This is a genomic window from Streptomyces sp. NPDC031121 (assembly GCF_055570615.1).
Window position 1 is genome coordinate 311134 of the sequence record NZ_JBVIGV010000001.1, and the last position, 16104, is coordinate 327237.

Annotated in this window: 16 protein-coding genes; 12 read left to right on the plus strand and 4 right to left on the minus strand. The window is 73.7% G+C overall.

What is annotated here, in order from left to right:
* Nucleotides 1-19 precede the first annotated feature (19 nt).
* From ACZ462_RS01485 to ACZ462_RS01530, 10 genes are all read left to right on the plus strand, one after another.
* Nucleotides 20-958 carry a GNAT family N-acetyltransferase gene (locus tag ACZ462_RS01485; protein WP_467806258.1) on the plus strand — a complete coding sequence of 313 codons (939 nt, stop codon included), beginning with the start codon at nt 20-22 and terminating at the stop codon, nt 956-958.
* 108 nt (nt 959-1066) lie between these two features.
* Nucleotides 1067-2695, plus strand: a complete 1629-nt coding sequence (locus tag ACZ462_RS01490) for a peptide ABC transporter substrate-binding protein (RefSeq protein WP_467806259.1) — start codon at nt 1067-1069, stop codon at nt 2693-2695.
* A gap of 45 nt (nt 2696-2740) precedes the next feature.
* The gene (locus ACZ462_RS01495; protein ID WP_467806260.1) at nt 2741-3664 is read left to right on the plus strand and encodes an ABC transporter permease; all 924 of its coding nucleotides are present in this window, start codon (nt 2741-2743) and stop codon (nt 3662-3664) included.
* Nucleotides 3657-4652 carry an ABC transporter permease gene (locus ACZ462_RS01500; protein WP_467806261.1) on the plus strand — a complete coding sequence of 332 codons (996 nt, stop codon included), beginning with the start codon at nt 3657-3659 and terminating at the stop codon, nt 4650-4652. Before ACZ462_RS01495 ends, ACZ462_RS01500 begins: the two co-directional genes overlap by 8 nt.
* Nucleotides 4653-4666: 14 nt before the next feature.
* The gene (locus tag ACZ462_RS01505) at nt 4667-5650 is read left to right on the plus strand and encodes an ABC transporter ATP-binding protein (RefSeq protein WP_467806262.1); all 984 of its coding nucleotides are present in this window, start codon (nt 4667-4669) and stop codon (nt 5648-5650) included.
* Entirely contained in the window at nt 5643-6713 is a 1071-nt protein-coding gene (locus tag ACZ462_RS01510) for an ABC transporter ATP-binding protein (RefSeq protein ID WP_467806263.1), read from the plus strand. Before ACZ462_RS01505 ends, ACZ462_RS01510 begins: the two co-directional genes overlap by 8 nt.
* 408 nt (nt 6714-7121) lie before the next feature.
* Entirely contained in the window at nt 7122-7316 is a 195-nt protein-coding gene (locus ACZ462_RS01515) for a hypothetical protein (protein WP_114054011.1), read from the plus strand.
* Between the two features lie 37 nt (nt 7317-7353).
* A complete protein-coding gene (gene mshB / locus ACZ462_RS01520) occupies nt 7354-8250 on the plus strand; it encodes an N-acetyl-1-D-myo-inositol-2-amino-2-deoxy-alpha-D-glucopyranoside deacetylase (protein ID WP_467806264.1) in 897 nt (298 codons plus the stop codon).
* The gene (locus tag ACZ462_RS01525) at nt 8247-8630 is read left to right on the plus strand and encodes a DUF6113 family protein (RefSeq protein ID WP_467806265.1); all 384 of its coding nucleotides are present in this window, start codon (nt 8247-8249) and stop codon (nt 8628-8630) included. Before mshB ends, ACZ462_RS01525 begins: the two co-directional genes overlap by 4 nt.
* A gap of 206 nt (nt 8631-8836) precedes the next feature.
* On the plus strand, nt 8837-10906 hold the full coding sequence (locus ACZ462_RS01530; RefSeq protein ID WP_467806266.1) for a peptidoglycan binding domain-containing protein: 2070 nt from the start codon (nt 8837-8839) through the stop codon (nt 10904-10906).
* Nucleotides 10907-11002: 96 nt separating this feature from the next.
* Here ACZ462_RS01530 and ACZ462_RS01535 read toward each other — a convergent pair whose 3' ends face one another.
* Both ACZ462_RS01535 and ACZ462_RS01540 read right to left on the minus strand, forming a co-directional pair.
* Nucleotides 11003-11794, minus strand: coding sequence for a transglutaminase family protein (locus tag ACZ462_RS01535; protein ID WP_467806267.1), 792 nt, complete (start codon nt 11792-11794; stop codon nt 11003-11005).
* Nucleotides 11791-12774, minus strand: coding sequence for a GNAT family N-acetyltransferase (locus ACZ462_RS01540; protein WP_467806268.1), 984 nt, complete (start codon nt 12772-12774; stop codon nt 11791-11793). Before ACZ462_RS01540 ends, ACZ462_RS01535 begins: the two co-directional genes overlap by 4 nt.
* Before the next feature lie 117 nt (nt 12775-12891).
* Here ACZ462_RS01540 and fdxA point away from each other — a divergent pair, with 117 nt between their 5' ends.
* Entirely contained in the window at nt 12892-13218 is a 327-nt protein-coding gene (gene fdxA / locus ACZ462_RS01545; protein ID WP_467806269.1) for a ferredoxin, read from the plus strand.
* 110 nt (nt 13219-13328) lie between these two features.
* Nucleotides 13329-14423 (plus strand): succinyldiaminopimelate transaminase, encoded by a 1095-nt coding sequence (gene dapC / locus ACZ462_RS01550; RefSeq protein WP_467806270.1) that lies wholly within the window; start codon nt 13329-13331, stop codon nt 14421-14423.
* A gap of 80 nt (nt 14424-14503) precedes the next feature.
* On the opposite strand, the gene ACZ462_RS01555 is transcribed toward dapC, so the two are convergent.
* Together ACZ462_RS01555 and ACZ462_RS01560 are read right to left on the minus strand one after the other, a co-directional pair.
* Nucleotides 14504-14887, minus strand: a complete 384-nt coding sequence (locus ACZ462_RS01555) for an ATP-binding protein (RefSeq protein WP_467806271.1) — start codon at nt 14885-14887, stop codon at nt 14504-14506.
* 239 nt (nt 14888-15126) lie between these two features.
* On the minus strand, nt 15127-16092 hold the full coding sequence (locus ACZ462_RS01560) for a hypothetical protein (RefSeq protein ID WP_467806272.1): 966 nt from the start codon (nt 16090-16092) through the stop codon (nt 15127-15129).
* Nucleotides 16093-16104 lie beyond the last annotated feature (12 nt).

Below are 16104 nucleotides of genomic sequence, written 5' to 3' on the forward strand. Positions count from 1 at the left end.
CCTCGCGGACAGTGGCCCGATGACCGACGTGATGACCGTGCGCCCCACCGGACCGGGGGACGCGGCCGACATATGCGCCCTGCTCAACGCCGTGGACGAGATCGAGATCGGCCGGGCCGAGACGGACCTCGCCTCCGTCGAAGCCGACCTGAACCACCCCGGAGTGGACCTCTCCACCGACTCCTGGCTCGTCTTCGAGGACGGCCGCCTCACCGGCTACGGCATGGTGTGGGCGGACTCCGAGCCGGGGCGCGTCGACTGCGACCACTACGTCCTGCCCGGCCGGGACGCCGCGGCCACCGCCCTCTTCGAGCGGATCGAGGCCCGCGCCCGCGAGATGGCCGCCGGGGCCCCGGAGGGCCGGCTGCGGCTCCAGCTCAACACCGCCCCCACCCTCGACCTCGGCCTGCTGGCCGGGCGCGGCTACCGCACCATCCGCCACTACCAGGTGATGACCCGCGCCCTCGACCCGGCCGCCGACCTGCCGCCCGCCCCGCCCGAGGGCCTCGTCCTGCGGCACTGCGGCAGCGACCCGGCCGACCCGCCCCGCGCCCACGCCCTCGTCGAGGAGTCCTTCGCCGCCCACTTCGGGCACGTGGACCGCCCGTACGAGAACTGGCTCGACCACATCGACGGCCGCCGCCTCGACTGGTCGCTGGTGTGGATCGCGAGCCTGCCCGGCCACGGCGACGCCGCCGTCCTCCTCACCCGCGACGACCGCGCCGGCATGGCCTGGATCAGCCACCTCGGCGTCCGCAAGGAGCTGCGCGGCCGCGGCATCGGCGGGCACCTGCTGCGCCACGCCTTCGCCGCCTACGCGGCCCGCGGCCGGGACACCCTCGGCCTCGGCGTCGACACCCGCAACGAGACCGGGGCGCTCGGCCTGTACGAGGCCCACGGGATGCGGCTCCACTATGCGGTGGACACCTGGGAGCTGCCTTTGCACCCGGTCGGGTGACAGCGGATCTCCCCACGGGTGCAATCGGTCGCACCAGGCGTGCGCCGGCACCCACATGGGGGGACATTGGCCCCGAAGCGAGTCCCGGGAGCCAGTAGGAGGCACTCCATGCGCGGAGCCACGCACGCCAGGCGGGCCGCATGCGCGGTGGCCGTCGCCCTCGCGGCGACGGCCTGCGGCGGCGGCAGCGACGGCGGCGGGGGCGGCGAGTCGGGCATCGTCAGCTCCTCGTGGGGTGATCCGCAGAACCCGCTGGAGCCGGCCAACACCAACGAGGTGCAGGGCGGCAAGGTCCTCGACATGCTCTTCCGCGGGCTCGTGCGCTACGACCCGGAGACCGGCGAGGCGCAGAACATGCTGGCCGAGCGGATCGAGACGCAGGACAGCCAGAACTTCACCATCACCCTGAAGGACGGCTGGACCTTCAGCAACGGCGAGCCGGTCACCGCCCAGTCCTTCGTGGACGCCTGGAACTACGGAGCGGACGTCCGCAACAAGCAGAACAACGCGCCGTTCTTCTCGGACATCGCCGGCTACGACGACGTGCACCCCGCCTCCGGCGACCCCACCGCCAAGACGATGAAGGGGCTCGTCGTCAAGGACGCCACGACCTTCACCGTCGCGCTGGACAAGAAGTTCTCCACCTGGCCCGACACCCTCGGCTACCAGGCGTTCTCCCCGCTGCCGAAGGCGTTCTTCACCGACCACGCCGCCTGGCTGGACAAGCCCGTCGGCAACGGCCCGTACACCGTGGACTCCTACACCAAGGGCACCGGGATGAAGCTGCGCCGCTGGGACGGCTACCCGGGGCCGGACAAGGCCGTCAACGGCGGCGTCGACCTCAAGGTCTACACCGACAACAACACCGCCTACACGGACCTGATCTCGGGCAACCTCGACCTGGTCGACGACATCCCCGCCCAGCAGCTGAAGAACGTCAAGAACGACCTCGGCGACCGGTACATCAACCAGCCCGCCCTGATCATCCAGACGCTCACCTTCCCGCTGTACGACCCGAAGTGGAGCAAGCCCGGCACGGAGAAGGTCCGCCGCGGCATCTCCATGGCCATCAACCGCGACGAGATCACCCGGCAGATCTTCCGCGAGACCCGCACCCCCGCCAAGGACTGGACCTCCCCGGCCCTCGGCGAGAAGGGCGGCTTCAACCCCGCCCTGTGCGGCGACGCCTGCACCTACGACCCGGCCGCGGCCAAGCAGCTCATCCGGGAGGGCGGCGGCCTGCCCGGCGGCAGGGTCACCCTCACCTCGAACGTGGACACCGGATCGCACCGCGACTGGATGGACGCCGTCTGCAACAGCATCAACAACGCCCTCGGCGAGGGCCCCGTGTGCACGGTCAACCCGGTCGGCACCTTCGCCGACTTCCGCAACCAGCAGAGCTCCTACAAGCTGACCGGCCCCTTCCGCTCCGGCTGGCAGGCGGACTACCCGCTGATCCAGAACTTCCTCCAGCCGCTCTACTACACGGGCGCCTCCTCCAACTACGGCAAGTTCAGCGACCCGCAGTTCGACAAGCTCGTCGACGAGGCCAACCAGGAGGCCGACCCGGCGCAGGCCGTCACCAAGTTCCAGGACGCGGAGAAGATCCTCGCCGAGCAGATGCCGGCCATCCCGCTCTGGTACCAGAACGGCAGCGCCGGATACGCCGAGCGCCTCTCGGACGTCGAGCTCAACCAGTTCAGCGTCCCCGTCTACGACCGGATCAAGGTCAGCTGACGCGCCCGGCGGACACACCGGCCCACCCACCCCCCGGAGCAGTCCATGGGACGTTACGTGATCCGGCGGCTGCTCCAGATGATCCCGGTGTTCATCGGCAGCACGTTCCTGATCTTCATCATGGTGTACGCGCTCGGCGACCCGGTCGCGGCCCTGTTCGGCGACAAGGCGCCCGACCCGGCGACCGCCGCGCGCATCCGCAAGGACCTCTACCTCGACCGGCCGCTGTGGGAGCAGTACCTCCACTACATGGGCCAGATCTTCCAGGGCGACTTCGGCACCGCCTTCAACGGCCAGCCGGTCACCGAGCTGATGGCCTCGGCGTTCCCCGTCACCCTGCGCCTGACGCTCGTCGCCATCACGATCGAGATCGTCGTCGGCATCACCCTCGGCGTGGTCAGCGGACTGCGGCGGGGCCGGACCGTCGACACCACCCTGCTGGTCCTGACCCTCATCGTCATCTCCGTGCCGACCTTCGTCACCGGCTACCTCCTGCAGTACCTGCTGGGCGTGAAGTGGGGCTGGGTCCGGCCCACCGTCTCCCCGGACGCCCCCCTCAACGAGCTGATCCTGCCCGGCATCGTCCTCGCGCTGGTCTCCCTCGCCTACGTCACCCGCCTCTCGCGGACCTCCATCGCGGAGAACACGAAGGCCGACTACGTCCGCACCGCGGTGGCCAAGGGCCTGCCCCGCCACCGGGTCATCACCCGCCACCTGCTGCGCAACTCGCTCATCCCGGTCGTCACCTTCATCGGCACGGACATCGGCGCCCTCATGGGCGGCGCGATCGTCACCGAGCGGATCTTCAACATCCACGGCGTCGGCTACCAGCTCTACCAGGGCATCCTGCGCAACAACTCCCCGACCGTCGTCGGCTTCGTCACCATCCTCGTCATCGTCTTCCTGCTGGCGAACCTGCTCGTCGACCTGCTCTACGCGGTCCTGGACCCGAGGATCCGCTATGCCTGAGCCGTACGACCCGCTGCAGCCCGGCGACAAGGAAGCCATCGCACCCACCGGAGCGGGCGGCCCCATGGACCTGGCCATCGAAGAAGCGGAAAGCCTGGAGAAGCCCCTCGGCGACGCCCCCGGCCCTTCCGGACCGGGCGGGAAGCCCCGCTCCCTGTGGTCCGACGCCTGGCACCAGCTGCGCCGCAACCCCGTCTTCGTCGTCTCCGCCCTGCTGATCGCCTTCCTCGTCGTCATCGCGATCTGGCCCCAGCTCATCGCGAGCGGCGACCCCCTGAAGTGCGACCTGTCCAAATCGCAGGAGGGCTCGGCCCCCGGCCACCCCTTCGGCTACGACACGCAGGGCTGCGACGTGTACACCCGGACCGTGTACGGAGCCCGCGCCTCCATCACCGTCGGCGTCTGCGCCACCCTCGGCGCCGCCCTGCTCGGCTCGCTGCTCGGCGGCCTCGCCGGCTTCTTCGGCGGCTGGGGGGACGCGACGCTCTCCCGCGTCGCCGACATCTTCTTCGGCATCCCCGTCATCCTCGGCGGCCTGGTCTTCCTGTCCGTGGTCACCAGCACCACCGTCTGGCCGGTCGTCGGCTTCATCGTGCTGCTCGGCTGGCCGCAGATCGCCCGCATCGCCCGCGGCTCCGTCATCACCGCCAAGCAGAACGACTACGTCCAGGCCGCCCGGGCGCTCGGCGCTGGCAGCACCCGGCTGCTGCTGCGGCACGTCGCCCCCAACGCGGTGGCGCCGGTCATCGTCGTCGCCACCATCGCGCTCGGCACGTACATCGCCCTGGAGGCCACCCTGTCCTTCCTCGGCGTCGGCCTGCGCCCGCCGACGGTCTCCTGGGGCATCGACATCTCCAATGCGGCCCCGCAGATCCGCAACGCCCCGCACATGCTGCTCTGGCCGGCCGGCGCGCTCAGCATCACGGTGCTCGCGTTCATCATGCTCGGCGACGCGGTCCGCGACGCCCTCGACCCCAAGCTGCGCTGAGGAGTGCCGGCCCCATGCTGCTCGAAGTCCGCGACCTCCACGTGGAGTTCCGCACCCGCGACGGCGTCGCCAAGGCCGTCAACGGAGTGAACTACTCGGTCGACGAAGGCGAGACGCTCGCCGTGCTCGGCGAGTCCGGCTCCGGGAAGTCGGTGACCGCCCAGGCGGTCATGGGCATCCTCGACGTGCCGCCCGGCCGCATCGCGGGCGGCGAGATCCTCTTCAAGGGCCGCGACCTGCTGCGGATGAAGGAGGACGAGCGGCGCCGGGTCCGCGGCGCGCAGATGGCGATGATCTTCCAGGACGCGCTGTCCGCGCTGAACCCGGTGCTGACCGTGGGCGCGCAGCTCGGCGAGATGTTCGAGGTCCACCGCGGGATGTCCCGCAAGGACTCCCGGGCGCGGGCCGTGGAGCTGATGGACCGGGTGCGGATCCCGGCTGCCCGGCAGCGCGTGGGCGACTACCCGCACCAGTTCTCCGGCGGCATGCGCCAGCGCATCATGATCGCGATGGCGCTCGCCCTGGAGCCCTCCCTGATCATCGCGGACGAGCCGACGACCGCGCTCGACGTGACCGTCCAGGCCCAGGTCATGGACCTCCTCGCGGAGCTGCGGCGCGAGCTGAACATGGGCCTGATCCTGATCACGCACGACCTCGGCGTCGTCGCCGACGTCGCGGACAAGATCGCCGTCATGTACGCGGGCCGGATCGTCGAGGCGGCCCCCGTCCACGAGCTGTACCGGGCGCCCGCGCACCCGTACACGCGCGGCCTGCTCGACTCCATCCCGCGCCTGGACCAGATGGGCCAGGAGCTGTACGCCATCAAGGGCCTGCCGCCCAACCTGGTGGACATCCCGCCCGGCTGCGCCTTCAACCCCCGCTGCCCCATGGCCCAGGCGATCTGCCGCACCGACGTCCCCCCGCTGTACTCGGTCACCGGTACGCCCGCGCGCCGGACGAGCGCCTGCCACTTCTGGAAGGAGTGCCTCGGTGGCTGAGCCGATCCTGGAGGTCCGCGACCTCGTCAAGCACTACCCGCTGACCCGCGGCATCCTCTTCAGGAAGCAGATCGGCGCGGTCAGGGCGGTCGACGGGGTCTCCTTCGGCCTGGCCCGCGGCGAGACCCTCGGCATCGTCGGCGAGTCCGGCTGCGGCAAGTCCACCGTCGCGCGGATGCTGGTCAACCTGGAGCGCCCGACGGCCGGCGCGATCTCGTACAAGGGCGAGGACATCACGAAGCTGTCCGGCCGCGCCTTGAAGGCCGTCCGCCGCAACATCCAGATGGTCTTCCAGGACCCGTACACCTCGCTGAACCCGCGCATGACGGTCGGCGACATCATCGGGGAGCCCTTCGAGATCCACCCCGAGGCGGCCCCCAAGGGCGACCGGCGCCGCAGGGTCCGGGAGCTGCTGGACGTGGTCGGGCTCAACCCCGAGTACGTCAACCGCTATCCGCACCAGTTCTCCGGCGGCCAGCGCCAGCGCATCGGCATCGCCCGCGGCCTCGCCCTGCGGCCGGAGGTCATCGTGGCCGACGAGCCGGTCTCCGCGCTCGACGTGTCCGTGCAGGCGCAGGTGGTCAACCTGCTGGAGCGGCTCCAGGACGAGTTCGACCTGAGCTACGTCTTCATCGCGCACGACCTGTCGATCGTCCGCCACATCTCCGACCGCGTCGGCGTCATGTACCTGGGGCGGGTGGTGGAGACCGGGACGGACGCGGAGATCTACGACCACCCGACGCACCCCTACACGCAGGCGCTGCTGTCGGCCGTCCCGGTCCCGGACCCGCAGGCCCGCGCGCACCGGGAGCGGATCGTCCTGGCCGGTGACGTGCCCTCCCCGGCCAACCCGCCGTCGGGCTGCCGCTTCCGCACCCGCTGCTGGAAGGCGCGGCAGCGGTGCGCCGACGAGGTGCCGCTGCTGGCGGTGCCGGAGGCCTTCCCGGAGGGGCCGGCGGCGCATCCGTCGGCCTGTCACTTCGCCGCCGAGAAGCACGTGGTGCCCGCGGCGGGGGAGCTGCCGCCGCCCCCGCCGCCGCCGGGGCCGCTGCACGGCGGCTAGCGCGTGCGCCTGCGGCGCATTCCCGTACCGATCATTTCCGGCCACCGCGATGGTTTCGCCGCGTGGTGGCGGCGCCCCCTCCGGTGCCCTCGCGCCCCTGCTCCCGCCGCCCCAATTCGCCTGCCAACAGGGCGAATTGGTCGCCTCTGTCAGGAGATGCGGGCTTCTCCGCACGGATGCGGGGCGGCCGTGTGGGCGCCGGCGACCGGCCGAGCCGGCGTACGCGCCCGGCGCCCGCGCATTCCCGTGACCCTGCGCATGCGCGGGGTGCGCCCCTCGTGCTGCCGGAATTCGATCGATGCGCTGGTACGGATAGTTATGATCCGTAGCGCACGGTGGGTATGACTCCGCCGAGCAGTGAGTACGAGTACGCGTACCGATGTCCGCTCGACGTGGAGGTGAAACGCCGTGGCACTCTCGATCTCGGCCGTGGTGCTGCTGGCGATCGTCGTCTTCCTGCTGGTCCGGCGATCGGGCCTGAAGGCGGGACACGCCGCCGTCTGTGTGCTCCTCGGCTTCTACCTGGCGAGCTCGACCATCGCGCCGACGCTCACCCAGCTCACCTCGAACGTGGCCAGCATGATCAGCGGTCTCAAGCTCTGAAGCCCCAGCCGCCGATCACCGCACTACGCTTGGCCCCATGAACGGTCTTCCCGCCCGTCGTCTGCTCCTCGTGCACGCACACCCGGACGACGAGTCGATCAACAACGGCCTCACCATGGCCAAGTACGCGGCCGAGGGTGCGCACGTCGCTCTGGTGACCTGCACCCTCGGAGAGGAGGGGGAGGTCATCCCGCCCTCCCTCGCCCACCTGGCGGCCGACCGCGACGACACCCTGGGCGCCCACCGCGTCGGCGAACTCGCCGCCGCGATGGCGGAACTGGGCGTCACCGACCACCGGTTCCTCGGCGGCCAGGGCCGCTTCCGCGACTCCGGGATGATGGGCCTGCCCCAGAACGACCGGCCCGGCTCCTTCTGGTCCGCCGACGTGGACGAGGCCGCCGCGCACCTCGTCGAGGTCATCCGGGAGCTGCGCCCGCAGGTCCTCGTCACCTACGACCCGGACGGCGGGTACGGCCACCCGGACCACATCCAGGCCCATCGCGTCGCCATGCGCGCCGCCGAACTCGCCGCCGAGGGCGCGTACCGGCGCGACCTGGGCGAGCCGCACCGGATCGGGAAGGTCTACTGGAACCGGGTGCCGCGCTCCGTGGTCGAGGAGGGCTTCGCGCGGCTGCGGGAGGCGGGCGAGAAGGTGCCGTTCCCCGGAGTCGCCTCGCCGGAGGACGTCCCCGGCGTCGTGCCCGACGAGCGCATCACCGCCGAAATCACCGCGGACGAGCGCTTCGTCGCCGCCAAGGCGGCCGCGATGCGCGCGCACGCCACCCAGATCGCCGTGGACGGGCCCTTCTTCGCCCTCTCCAACGACCTGGCGCAGCCGCTGTTCGCGCGGGAGTTCTACGAGCTGGTGCAGGGCGCTCCGGGAGCCCCGGCGGGCCGGCGCGAGGACGACCTCTTCGCGGGGGTGCAGGCATGACCCGGCCCTGGACCTCCGGCCGCATCGCCCTGCTCTTCGGGCTGTTGGTGCTCGGCGCGGTGGTCGGCCTGGCCGGCTGGCTCGTCGTGGACCTGTGGTTCCCGGGCGGGCTGGTGCTCGCCGTGCTGGCCGCCTTCGGGCTGTTCCTCGGCGGCAGGATCGCCGACGGCAGCGGCATCGGGGTGGGTGCCGGCGTGGTCGGCTGGTTCCTGGCGTACGTGGTGGTCGGCACCCCGCGCCCCGAAGGGGACTTCCTGCTCGGTTCGTCCGGAATCGCCACGTACGCCTACCTTTTGGGCGGGACGGTGGCCGCTGTGATCTGCGCCACGCTGCCCGGTCCGTTCCACCGCCCCGTTCAGGCCGCCCCGTCCGCGGAGTGACGTGCCGTTGAACTCGGTCGCGGTGTCAGTTCCGGGCCGTTGGGCGCCCCGCGGGGCGGCGTACGCCGGGGGCTTGGGGAGACCGAAGGGGAACCTCTGATTCCACTCGCTCAGTTGCTTCCGTGCCGCGGACAGTATGGTGGTCGGGCCGCCGAGCTGCCCGAGCACGCAACGACGGGCGGCGGAGCCAACCGGGAGAACCTGCCTTGAGTCGTGAAACCGACAGTCCGTCCGCCGGGCCCCAGGGGGGCGGTGGAGCCGCCTACCCCTCGGGCACGCAGCCGTACGGATCCGGCCAGCACCCGTCCACGGACCCAGCGGCGACTGCCTCGGAGGAGAACTCTGTGACCTCGAACCCGTCCACGCCCGACACCGACGGGCCGAAGACCGAGACCACCCTGACGACCCGGATCCGGATCAACATCCCGGGTTCGCGGCCGATCCCGCCGGTGGTCATGCGCAAGCCCGTCGCCGAAGCGGAGGCGGAGGCCGATGCCGCCGCGGCCCCGGCCGGCCGGCCCGGCGCCGAGCCCGAGCCGCCGCGGGCGCTCGGGCCCGCGCCCGCCCCCGCCCCCGCCCCCGCGCCCGAGCCGGCGGCCGAACCGGAGGGGTCGGCGAACAACTGGTTCGCCCCGCGCAAGCCGCCCCAGGCGGCCGCGGCCTCCTCCGCCGCCCCGGCGGCCCCCGCGCTGCCGAAGCGCACCCCGGCCGCGGAGGGCCCCGCCCCGGAACCGCTGCCGGTCCGCACCCCCGCCCCGCCCGTGCGCGGCGGCGCCCCCGGCGCCGGCTTCGCCCCGCCCGCGGCCCCCGCGGCCGGCGGCGCCCCCCAGGGCTTCGCCCCCGCCGCTCCGGCCGCCCCGCAGCCGCCCGCCCCGGCGGGCCCCGGCTTCACCGGCCCGCCGGTCCCGCCCCCGGCAGGGCCCGGCGCCGGCGTCGGCGCCACGCAGGGCTTCCCCGCCTTCCCCGGCGACGGCGGCCAGGCCGGTACACCCGCAGCCGAGGCGTTCCCCGGCGACGGCGGCCCCGCGACGGAGCCGTTCCCCGCGTTCGACGCCCCCGAGCGCCCCGGCCGCCCCGCCGGCCCGGCCGGCCCCACCGGCGGCCCCGCGCTCGGCTCCTTCCCCGTCGACGGCCCGCGCCCCGAGGCCGCCCCGCGCTGGCCCGGCCCCGACGCCGCCGCCGCGCGCACCCCCGTCCCGCCGCCCGGCCCCGCCGCCCCGGCGGCCCCCGCCGCGCCGGCCGGCCCCGCGGCCCCCCGCGCGCCCAAGCCGTCCGCCGACCGGCCGGCGGCGCCGCGGCCCGCCAAGGCGGCCGCGCCGAAGCCGACGAAGGTCGCCAAGGCGCGCTCGAAGCTGGTCCTGGTCGGCGGCGGCGTCGTCTCCCTGCTCGCGGTCGCGTACGGAGCCGGCCTGCTGCTGAACCACTCGGACGTCCCCAAGGGCACCACCGTCCTCGGCGTCGACATCAGCGGCAGCCGCGACGAGGCCGTCGCCAAGCTCCAGACGGCCTTCGGCAACCGCGCCGCCGCGCCGCTCCAGCTCACCGTGGGCGGCAAGCCGGTCGAGTTGAAGCCGGACAAGGCCGGCCTGAGCCTGGACGCCCAGACCACAGTCCGCAACGCCGCGGGCAGCGACTACAACCCCGTCACCGTCATCGGCTCCCTCCTCGGCAACGAGCGCGTCGCCGACCCGGTCATGCCGGTCGACGAGGAGAAGCTCCAGGTCGCCCTGCAGGAGCTGGCGGGCACCGCCGGCACCGTCACCGAGGGCACCATCAAGTTCGACACGGGCAAGGCCGTCGCCGTCCCCGGCAAGGCCGGCACCACCCTCGACACGGGCGCCTCCGCAGAACTCGTCACCAAGGCGTTCCGCGACATGGTCGCCACCGGCTCCGCCGCCCCCGTCGAACTCCCGGTCACCACCAAGGAGCCGGCCGTAGACCAGGCCGAACTCGACCGGGCCATGAAGGAGTTCGCCGAGCCCGCCATGTCCGGCATCGCCACCGTCAAGGCCGGCCCCAAGTCCATCCCGTTCGGCCCCAAGTCGCTGCCGAAGATCCTCAGCATGCAGGCCGTGGACGGCAAGCTCGTCGAGAAGTACGACCTGGAGGCCCTCAAGGCCATCTACGGCAACAGCTTCGACGGGGTGCTGATCACCCGCGGCACCGGCGAGAAGACCCCGGTCTCCCCGCAGGACGTCGCCGGGGCCCTCGGCAAGGCCCTGCGCGGCAAGACCACCGCCGAGCGCACCGTCACCATCGACACCAACCCCAGCTGACGGCGCGGCCAGCCGGGCACGCACACGGCCCCCGCCCCCCCGACACCGGAAGGGGCGGGGGCCGCCGTCCGTACGCCGGGCGCGCCCGGCGGGCGGTCAGTTCAGCAGGGCGCGCGCCGAGCGGGCCTCCGACCGGATCCGCGCCGCGGCCGCGGCGTCCACCGCCTCCACCACCTGCGCGTACGCCTCCAGCTCGGCCGCTCCGGCGGCGAACCGGCCGCGCTCCACCAGCAGCTTCGCCCGCTCGTAGCGCAGGGACGCCGGGTGCGAGGGAAGCAGCAGCGACAGCTCCAGCGCCCACAGCGCGACCCCCGACTGCTCGGGCCGCGTGGCCGCCCACGCCCGGATGTTGTTCAGGATCCGCAGCACGATGTCCAGCGTCCGCGCGGGAGTGCGCGGGCCCGACGCCTGCTCCGCCGGCCCCGCCCCCAGCGAGGCGCCGCCCGCGAACGGGTCCACCACCACGCCCTCCTCCGGGTCGCCGAAGCCCACGACGAAATGCCCCGGCAGCCCGAGCCCGTACACCGGCGCGCCCGCCCGCCGCGCGACCTCCAGCCACACCACCGACAGCAGGATCGGCAGGCCGCGCCGGCGCCGCAGCACCTCGTGCAGCAGCGAGGACGACAGCCGCTCGTAGTCCGCGGGCGTGCCGTGGAAGCCCATCCGGCCGCCGAGCAGCTCCGTCACCGCCGACGCCCAGGCCCGCGCCCCGCGCAGCCCGTACGGCAGCATGCCGGCCAGCCGGTCCAGCTCGATCTGCGCCTCGTCGAACGCCCGCTCGTCCAGCGCCGGGTCGGCCTCGGCCGCCAGCAGCAGGCACAGCACCGACAGGTCGGGGCGCTCCGCGCGGGCCTCCTCGGCGAACTGCTCCCGGAGCCGCGGGATCACGGCCGGGCCGCCCGGTAGTGGTGGTAGGCGTGGTGCGGGGCGAAGCCCAGGCCGTCGTAGAGCGCGCGGGCGGCGTCGTTGCCGGCCTCCACCTGGAGCCACGCCGCGGAGGCGCCCTCCTCCAGGGCCCGGGCGGCCAGCGCGGCCATCACCGCCGTCGCCAGTTTCTCGCGCCGCCGCTCCGGGGCGACCTCGACGGCCGCGAAGCCGGCCCACCGGCCGTCCACGACGAGGCGGCCGATCGCGGCGCCGGGCACGGTCGCGAACCACACCGACGGTCCGGCCTCCAGCACCCGGCGCGCCGTGTCCGGGTCGCCGACCCGGCCGTAGCGGGAGAGCCACTCCTCGTCCGGCGCCCGGGACAGCCGTACGGCCGCGGTGTCCGCGGCGGTGTCGGCCAGCGGCGCCAGGGCGGCGGTGCGGACCTCCGCCGACACCTCGCGCCGCCAGCCGCGCCGCTCCAGCTCCGCGAGGAGCACCTCCTGGGTGCCCGCGGCTCCCGTCGCCCCCTGCACATAGGGCGGAAGTCCTCGTTCCGCGTACCAGTCCGTCACCCGGGCGAGTGCTTCACCGAGCGGTATCCCGGGGTCGCCGAGCGCCAGGACGGAGTTGGCGCGCCGCGTGAACCCGGCGGCCGCCCGCAGCGTCCACCCGCCGAGCCGCTCGCTCTCCAGGGGCTGCCAGGCCCGCGCGCCGACGCGCGCCAGCTCCTCGAAGGAGGCCGCCGGGCCCCGGCGCCGGGCCGGCGCCGCGGGCACGACCTTGCCCGCCACCAGCGAGGATTCCGCGATGCGGACGGATTCCCCGTCCTTGCGTGTGATCGTCAGCACACCCCGGTCCCAGGATGTGAGAACCCCTACCGTGTCCGTGAACGCGGGCCTGCCGTCCGGACCCCCGTCCGACCGTCGTACGGAGACTCGTTTACCCACGTCAGCGGGGGTGATACGGATCTCCAGCAGCCCACCGGCAGTGATTTCCACAGCTCTGTCCGCCCCTCCTGTTCGGATCGTGCCCGGGAACGGAGATACTAGGCGTGGGCATCGACGACGCCGCGCTCCCGCGCGATATGGACAGCCCTACCGAGGAGGAACGAGAGCGTGACCTACGTCATCGCGGAGCCTTGTGTCGACGTCAAGGACAAGGCATGCATCGAAGAGTGCCCCGTCGACTGCATCTACGAGGGCCAGCGGTCCTTGTACATCCACCCGGACGAATGCGTCGACTGCGGCGCCTGTGAGCCGGTCTGCCCGGTCGAGGCCATCTTCTACGAGGACGACACTCCGGAGGAGTGGAAGGAGTACTACAAGGCGAACGTCGAGTTCTTCGACGAGCTCGGTTCGCCCGGTGGTGCCTCGAAGCTGGGTCTGATCGAGCGCGACCACCCCTTCGTCGCCGCGCTGCCGCCCATGGGCGAAGGCCACTGACGGCTGCCCCCACGCGGGCGGAACGCACCTCGGTCCCGTACGGCCCCGCGCCGCGCGGGACCGAGCCGTTCACCCGCCGCACCGGACCGCACGAGAGAGCAGAGAGCACCGTGGCCGCAGTATCCGCACGCCTTCCCGTCTTCCCGTGGGACAAGCTGGAGCCGTACAAGGCGACGGCCGCGGCGCACCCCGACGGCATCGTCGACCTCTCCGTCGGCACGCCCGTGGACCCGGTGCCGCAGCTGATCCGGAGCGCGCTCGTCGCCGCCGCGGACTCCCCGGGCTACCCCACCGTGTGGGGGACGCCCGCACTGCGCGACGCGATCACCGGCTGGCTGCGCGGCCGCCTCGGCGCGAGCGCCGCCGGCCACCGCAACGTCCTGCCCGTCGTCGGCTCCAAGGAACTCGTCGCCTGGCTGCCCACCCAGCTCGGCCTCGGACCCGGCGACAAGGTCGCCTACCCGCGGCTCGCCTACCCCACGTACGAGGTCGGCGCGCGGCTGTGCGGTGCCGAGGCCGTCGTCTACGACGACCCGACCGAACTCGACCCGGCCGGCCTGAAGCTGCTGTGGCTCAACTCGCCGTCGAACCCGACCGGCGCGGTCATCCCCAAGGACGAACTGGTCCGCATCGTGGCCTGGGCGCGGGAGCACTCGGTCCTCGTCTTCAGCGACGAGTGCTACCTGGAGCTGGGCTGGGAGGCCGAGCCCGTCTCCGTCCTGCACGACGACGTCTGCGGCGGCTCCTACGAGGGCCTCGTCGCCGTCCACTCCCTGTCCAAGCGGTCCAACCTGGCGGGCTACCGGGCCGCGTTCGCCGCCGGCGACGCGGACGTCCTCGGGGAACTCCTGGAGATCCGCAAGCACGGCGGCATGATGACGCCGGCCCCGGTGCAGGCCGCCACGGTCGCGGCCCTCGGCGACGACGCGCACGTCGCGGAGCAGCGCGGCCGCTACGCCGCCCGGCGGGCGGCGCTCCGCGCGGCCCTGGAGGCGCACGGCTTCCGCGTCGAGCACAGCGAGGCCAGCCTCTACCTGTGGGTGACCCGCGACGAGCCCTGCTGGGACACCGTCGCCCGCCTCGCGGACCTCGGCATCCTCGTCGCCCCCGGCGACTTCTACGGCGAGGCGGGCGCCCGGCACGTCCGCGTCGCGTTCACCGCGACGGACGAGCGCGTCGGCGCGGCGGTCAAGCGGCTCGCCTGAGGCGGCGCGCGCGGACCGGCGCGGACAGGCCGAGGGGCCGGGAGTGCGCACTCCCGGCCCCTCGGCGTCCTGCGGGTCCGTCAGCCGGCGGTGCCGTTCAGCGGCAGGGAGCCCAGGGGCAGCGCGTCCGTCGGCAGGGAGCCGGTCGGCAGCGCGTCCGTCGGCAGGCCCTGCGCCGGGACCGCGCCCGCGAGGTCGCCGGCCGGGACGGCGTCGGTCGGCAGGCTCCCGGCCGGCAGCCCGCCCAGCAGGGCGCCCGCGGTGTCGGCGACCTGCCCCGGCGCGGCCGGGACGGCCTGCGAGGCGGCGTCCGCGGCCTGCGGCCCGGTGAGGGCGCCCAGCTGCGGCAGGGACGAGTCCAGGCCCGCGGCGCTGGCCGCGCCGGCCGCACCGACCACGGGAGCGGCCCCGGCTGCGAGCAGCAGCGCGGTACGGGCGATCCGGCGGGTCAGGGGGAGGGACATGTTGCTCCTAAGCGGTAGCGGCTGAGTACGCCCGCTACAACCGCTCACGGGGCGGGGCGGGTTGCGGCGCCCTTCGGTAAAGGATCGGTAACGCATCGTTTAATCGGCTTCCGGGAAAAGCGCATTGGATGCCGACGACCAGCACTTCCTCGCCCCGGAGCCGCCGGAGGCCCGCCCCCCGGTTCACCCCCTGCGGGTGACCTCCCGTACGCGCGACCGGGCGGCCGGGAGCCCCCGGCTCAGCCCTTCACGAAGATGCGGACCTGTCCGCGCTGCGCCCCGCGCGCGTCCGCGCCGCCCTTGGCGTCGCCGCCCGCTGCCTGCCAGCGGCCCTTCTTCTCGCCGGCCACCCAGCTGCGGTCCGCGTACGAGACCCGCGCGACGCCCAGCGACGGCGCGTTCGCGACCGCCCAGCCGGCGATCGCCCGGCTGCCGCGCGCCGCCTGCTCCCCGCCGTCCGGCTTCTCCGCCAGCGCGACCTCGGCGTCCGCCGCCTGCGCGCCGCCGGCCGGCCCGGCCTGCTGCTTCGCGAAGGCGTGCAGCCCGCTCCCGCCGAAGATCCGCTCCAGCTCGCCGCGCACCCGCTGCGGATCGCCCGGCGCCGCCGGCGCCGGACCGCCGCAGGTCAGCTCGCCGGTCCCGGCGAACGCCGCCGTCAGCACCGCCGCGTCCGGCTCGTGCTTGGCGTACGCCTGCGGGTAGCCGCTCAGCTGCACCTTCTGCGCCGCCTCCGTCAGCGGCAGCCGCGAGTACCCCTTCACCTTGACGAGCCGGTCGTAGAAGATCCCCGCCGAGTAGACGGGGTCCCTGATCTGCTCCGGCGTCCCCCAGCCCTGCGAGGGCCGCTGTTGGAACAGCCCGAGCGAATCCCGGTCGCCGTGGTCGAGGTTGCGCAGCGCCGACTCCTGCATGGCCGTCGCCAGCGCGATGGTCACCGCCCGGTCGGGCAGCCCCTTGGCCACCCCGACCGCGGCTATCGTCGCCGCGTTCGCCGCCTGCTCGGGCGTCATGTCGTACGTACGGCGGCTGCCCCCGGGGGAGCCGTCCCCGGCCGAATCCGCGGCCGTGCAGTGCGGTGCGCCGCCCCCTCCCATCGACTCGAACCGGACGACGAGGTAGCCGGCCAGCGCGAGCAGGACGCACAGGCCGGCGGCCGTGCGGAGCCTACGGCGGCGGCGGGGGCGGGAGTGATCGCTTCGTGACACGCGGCCCACCGT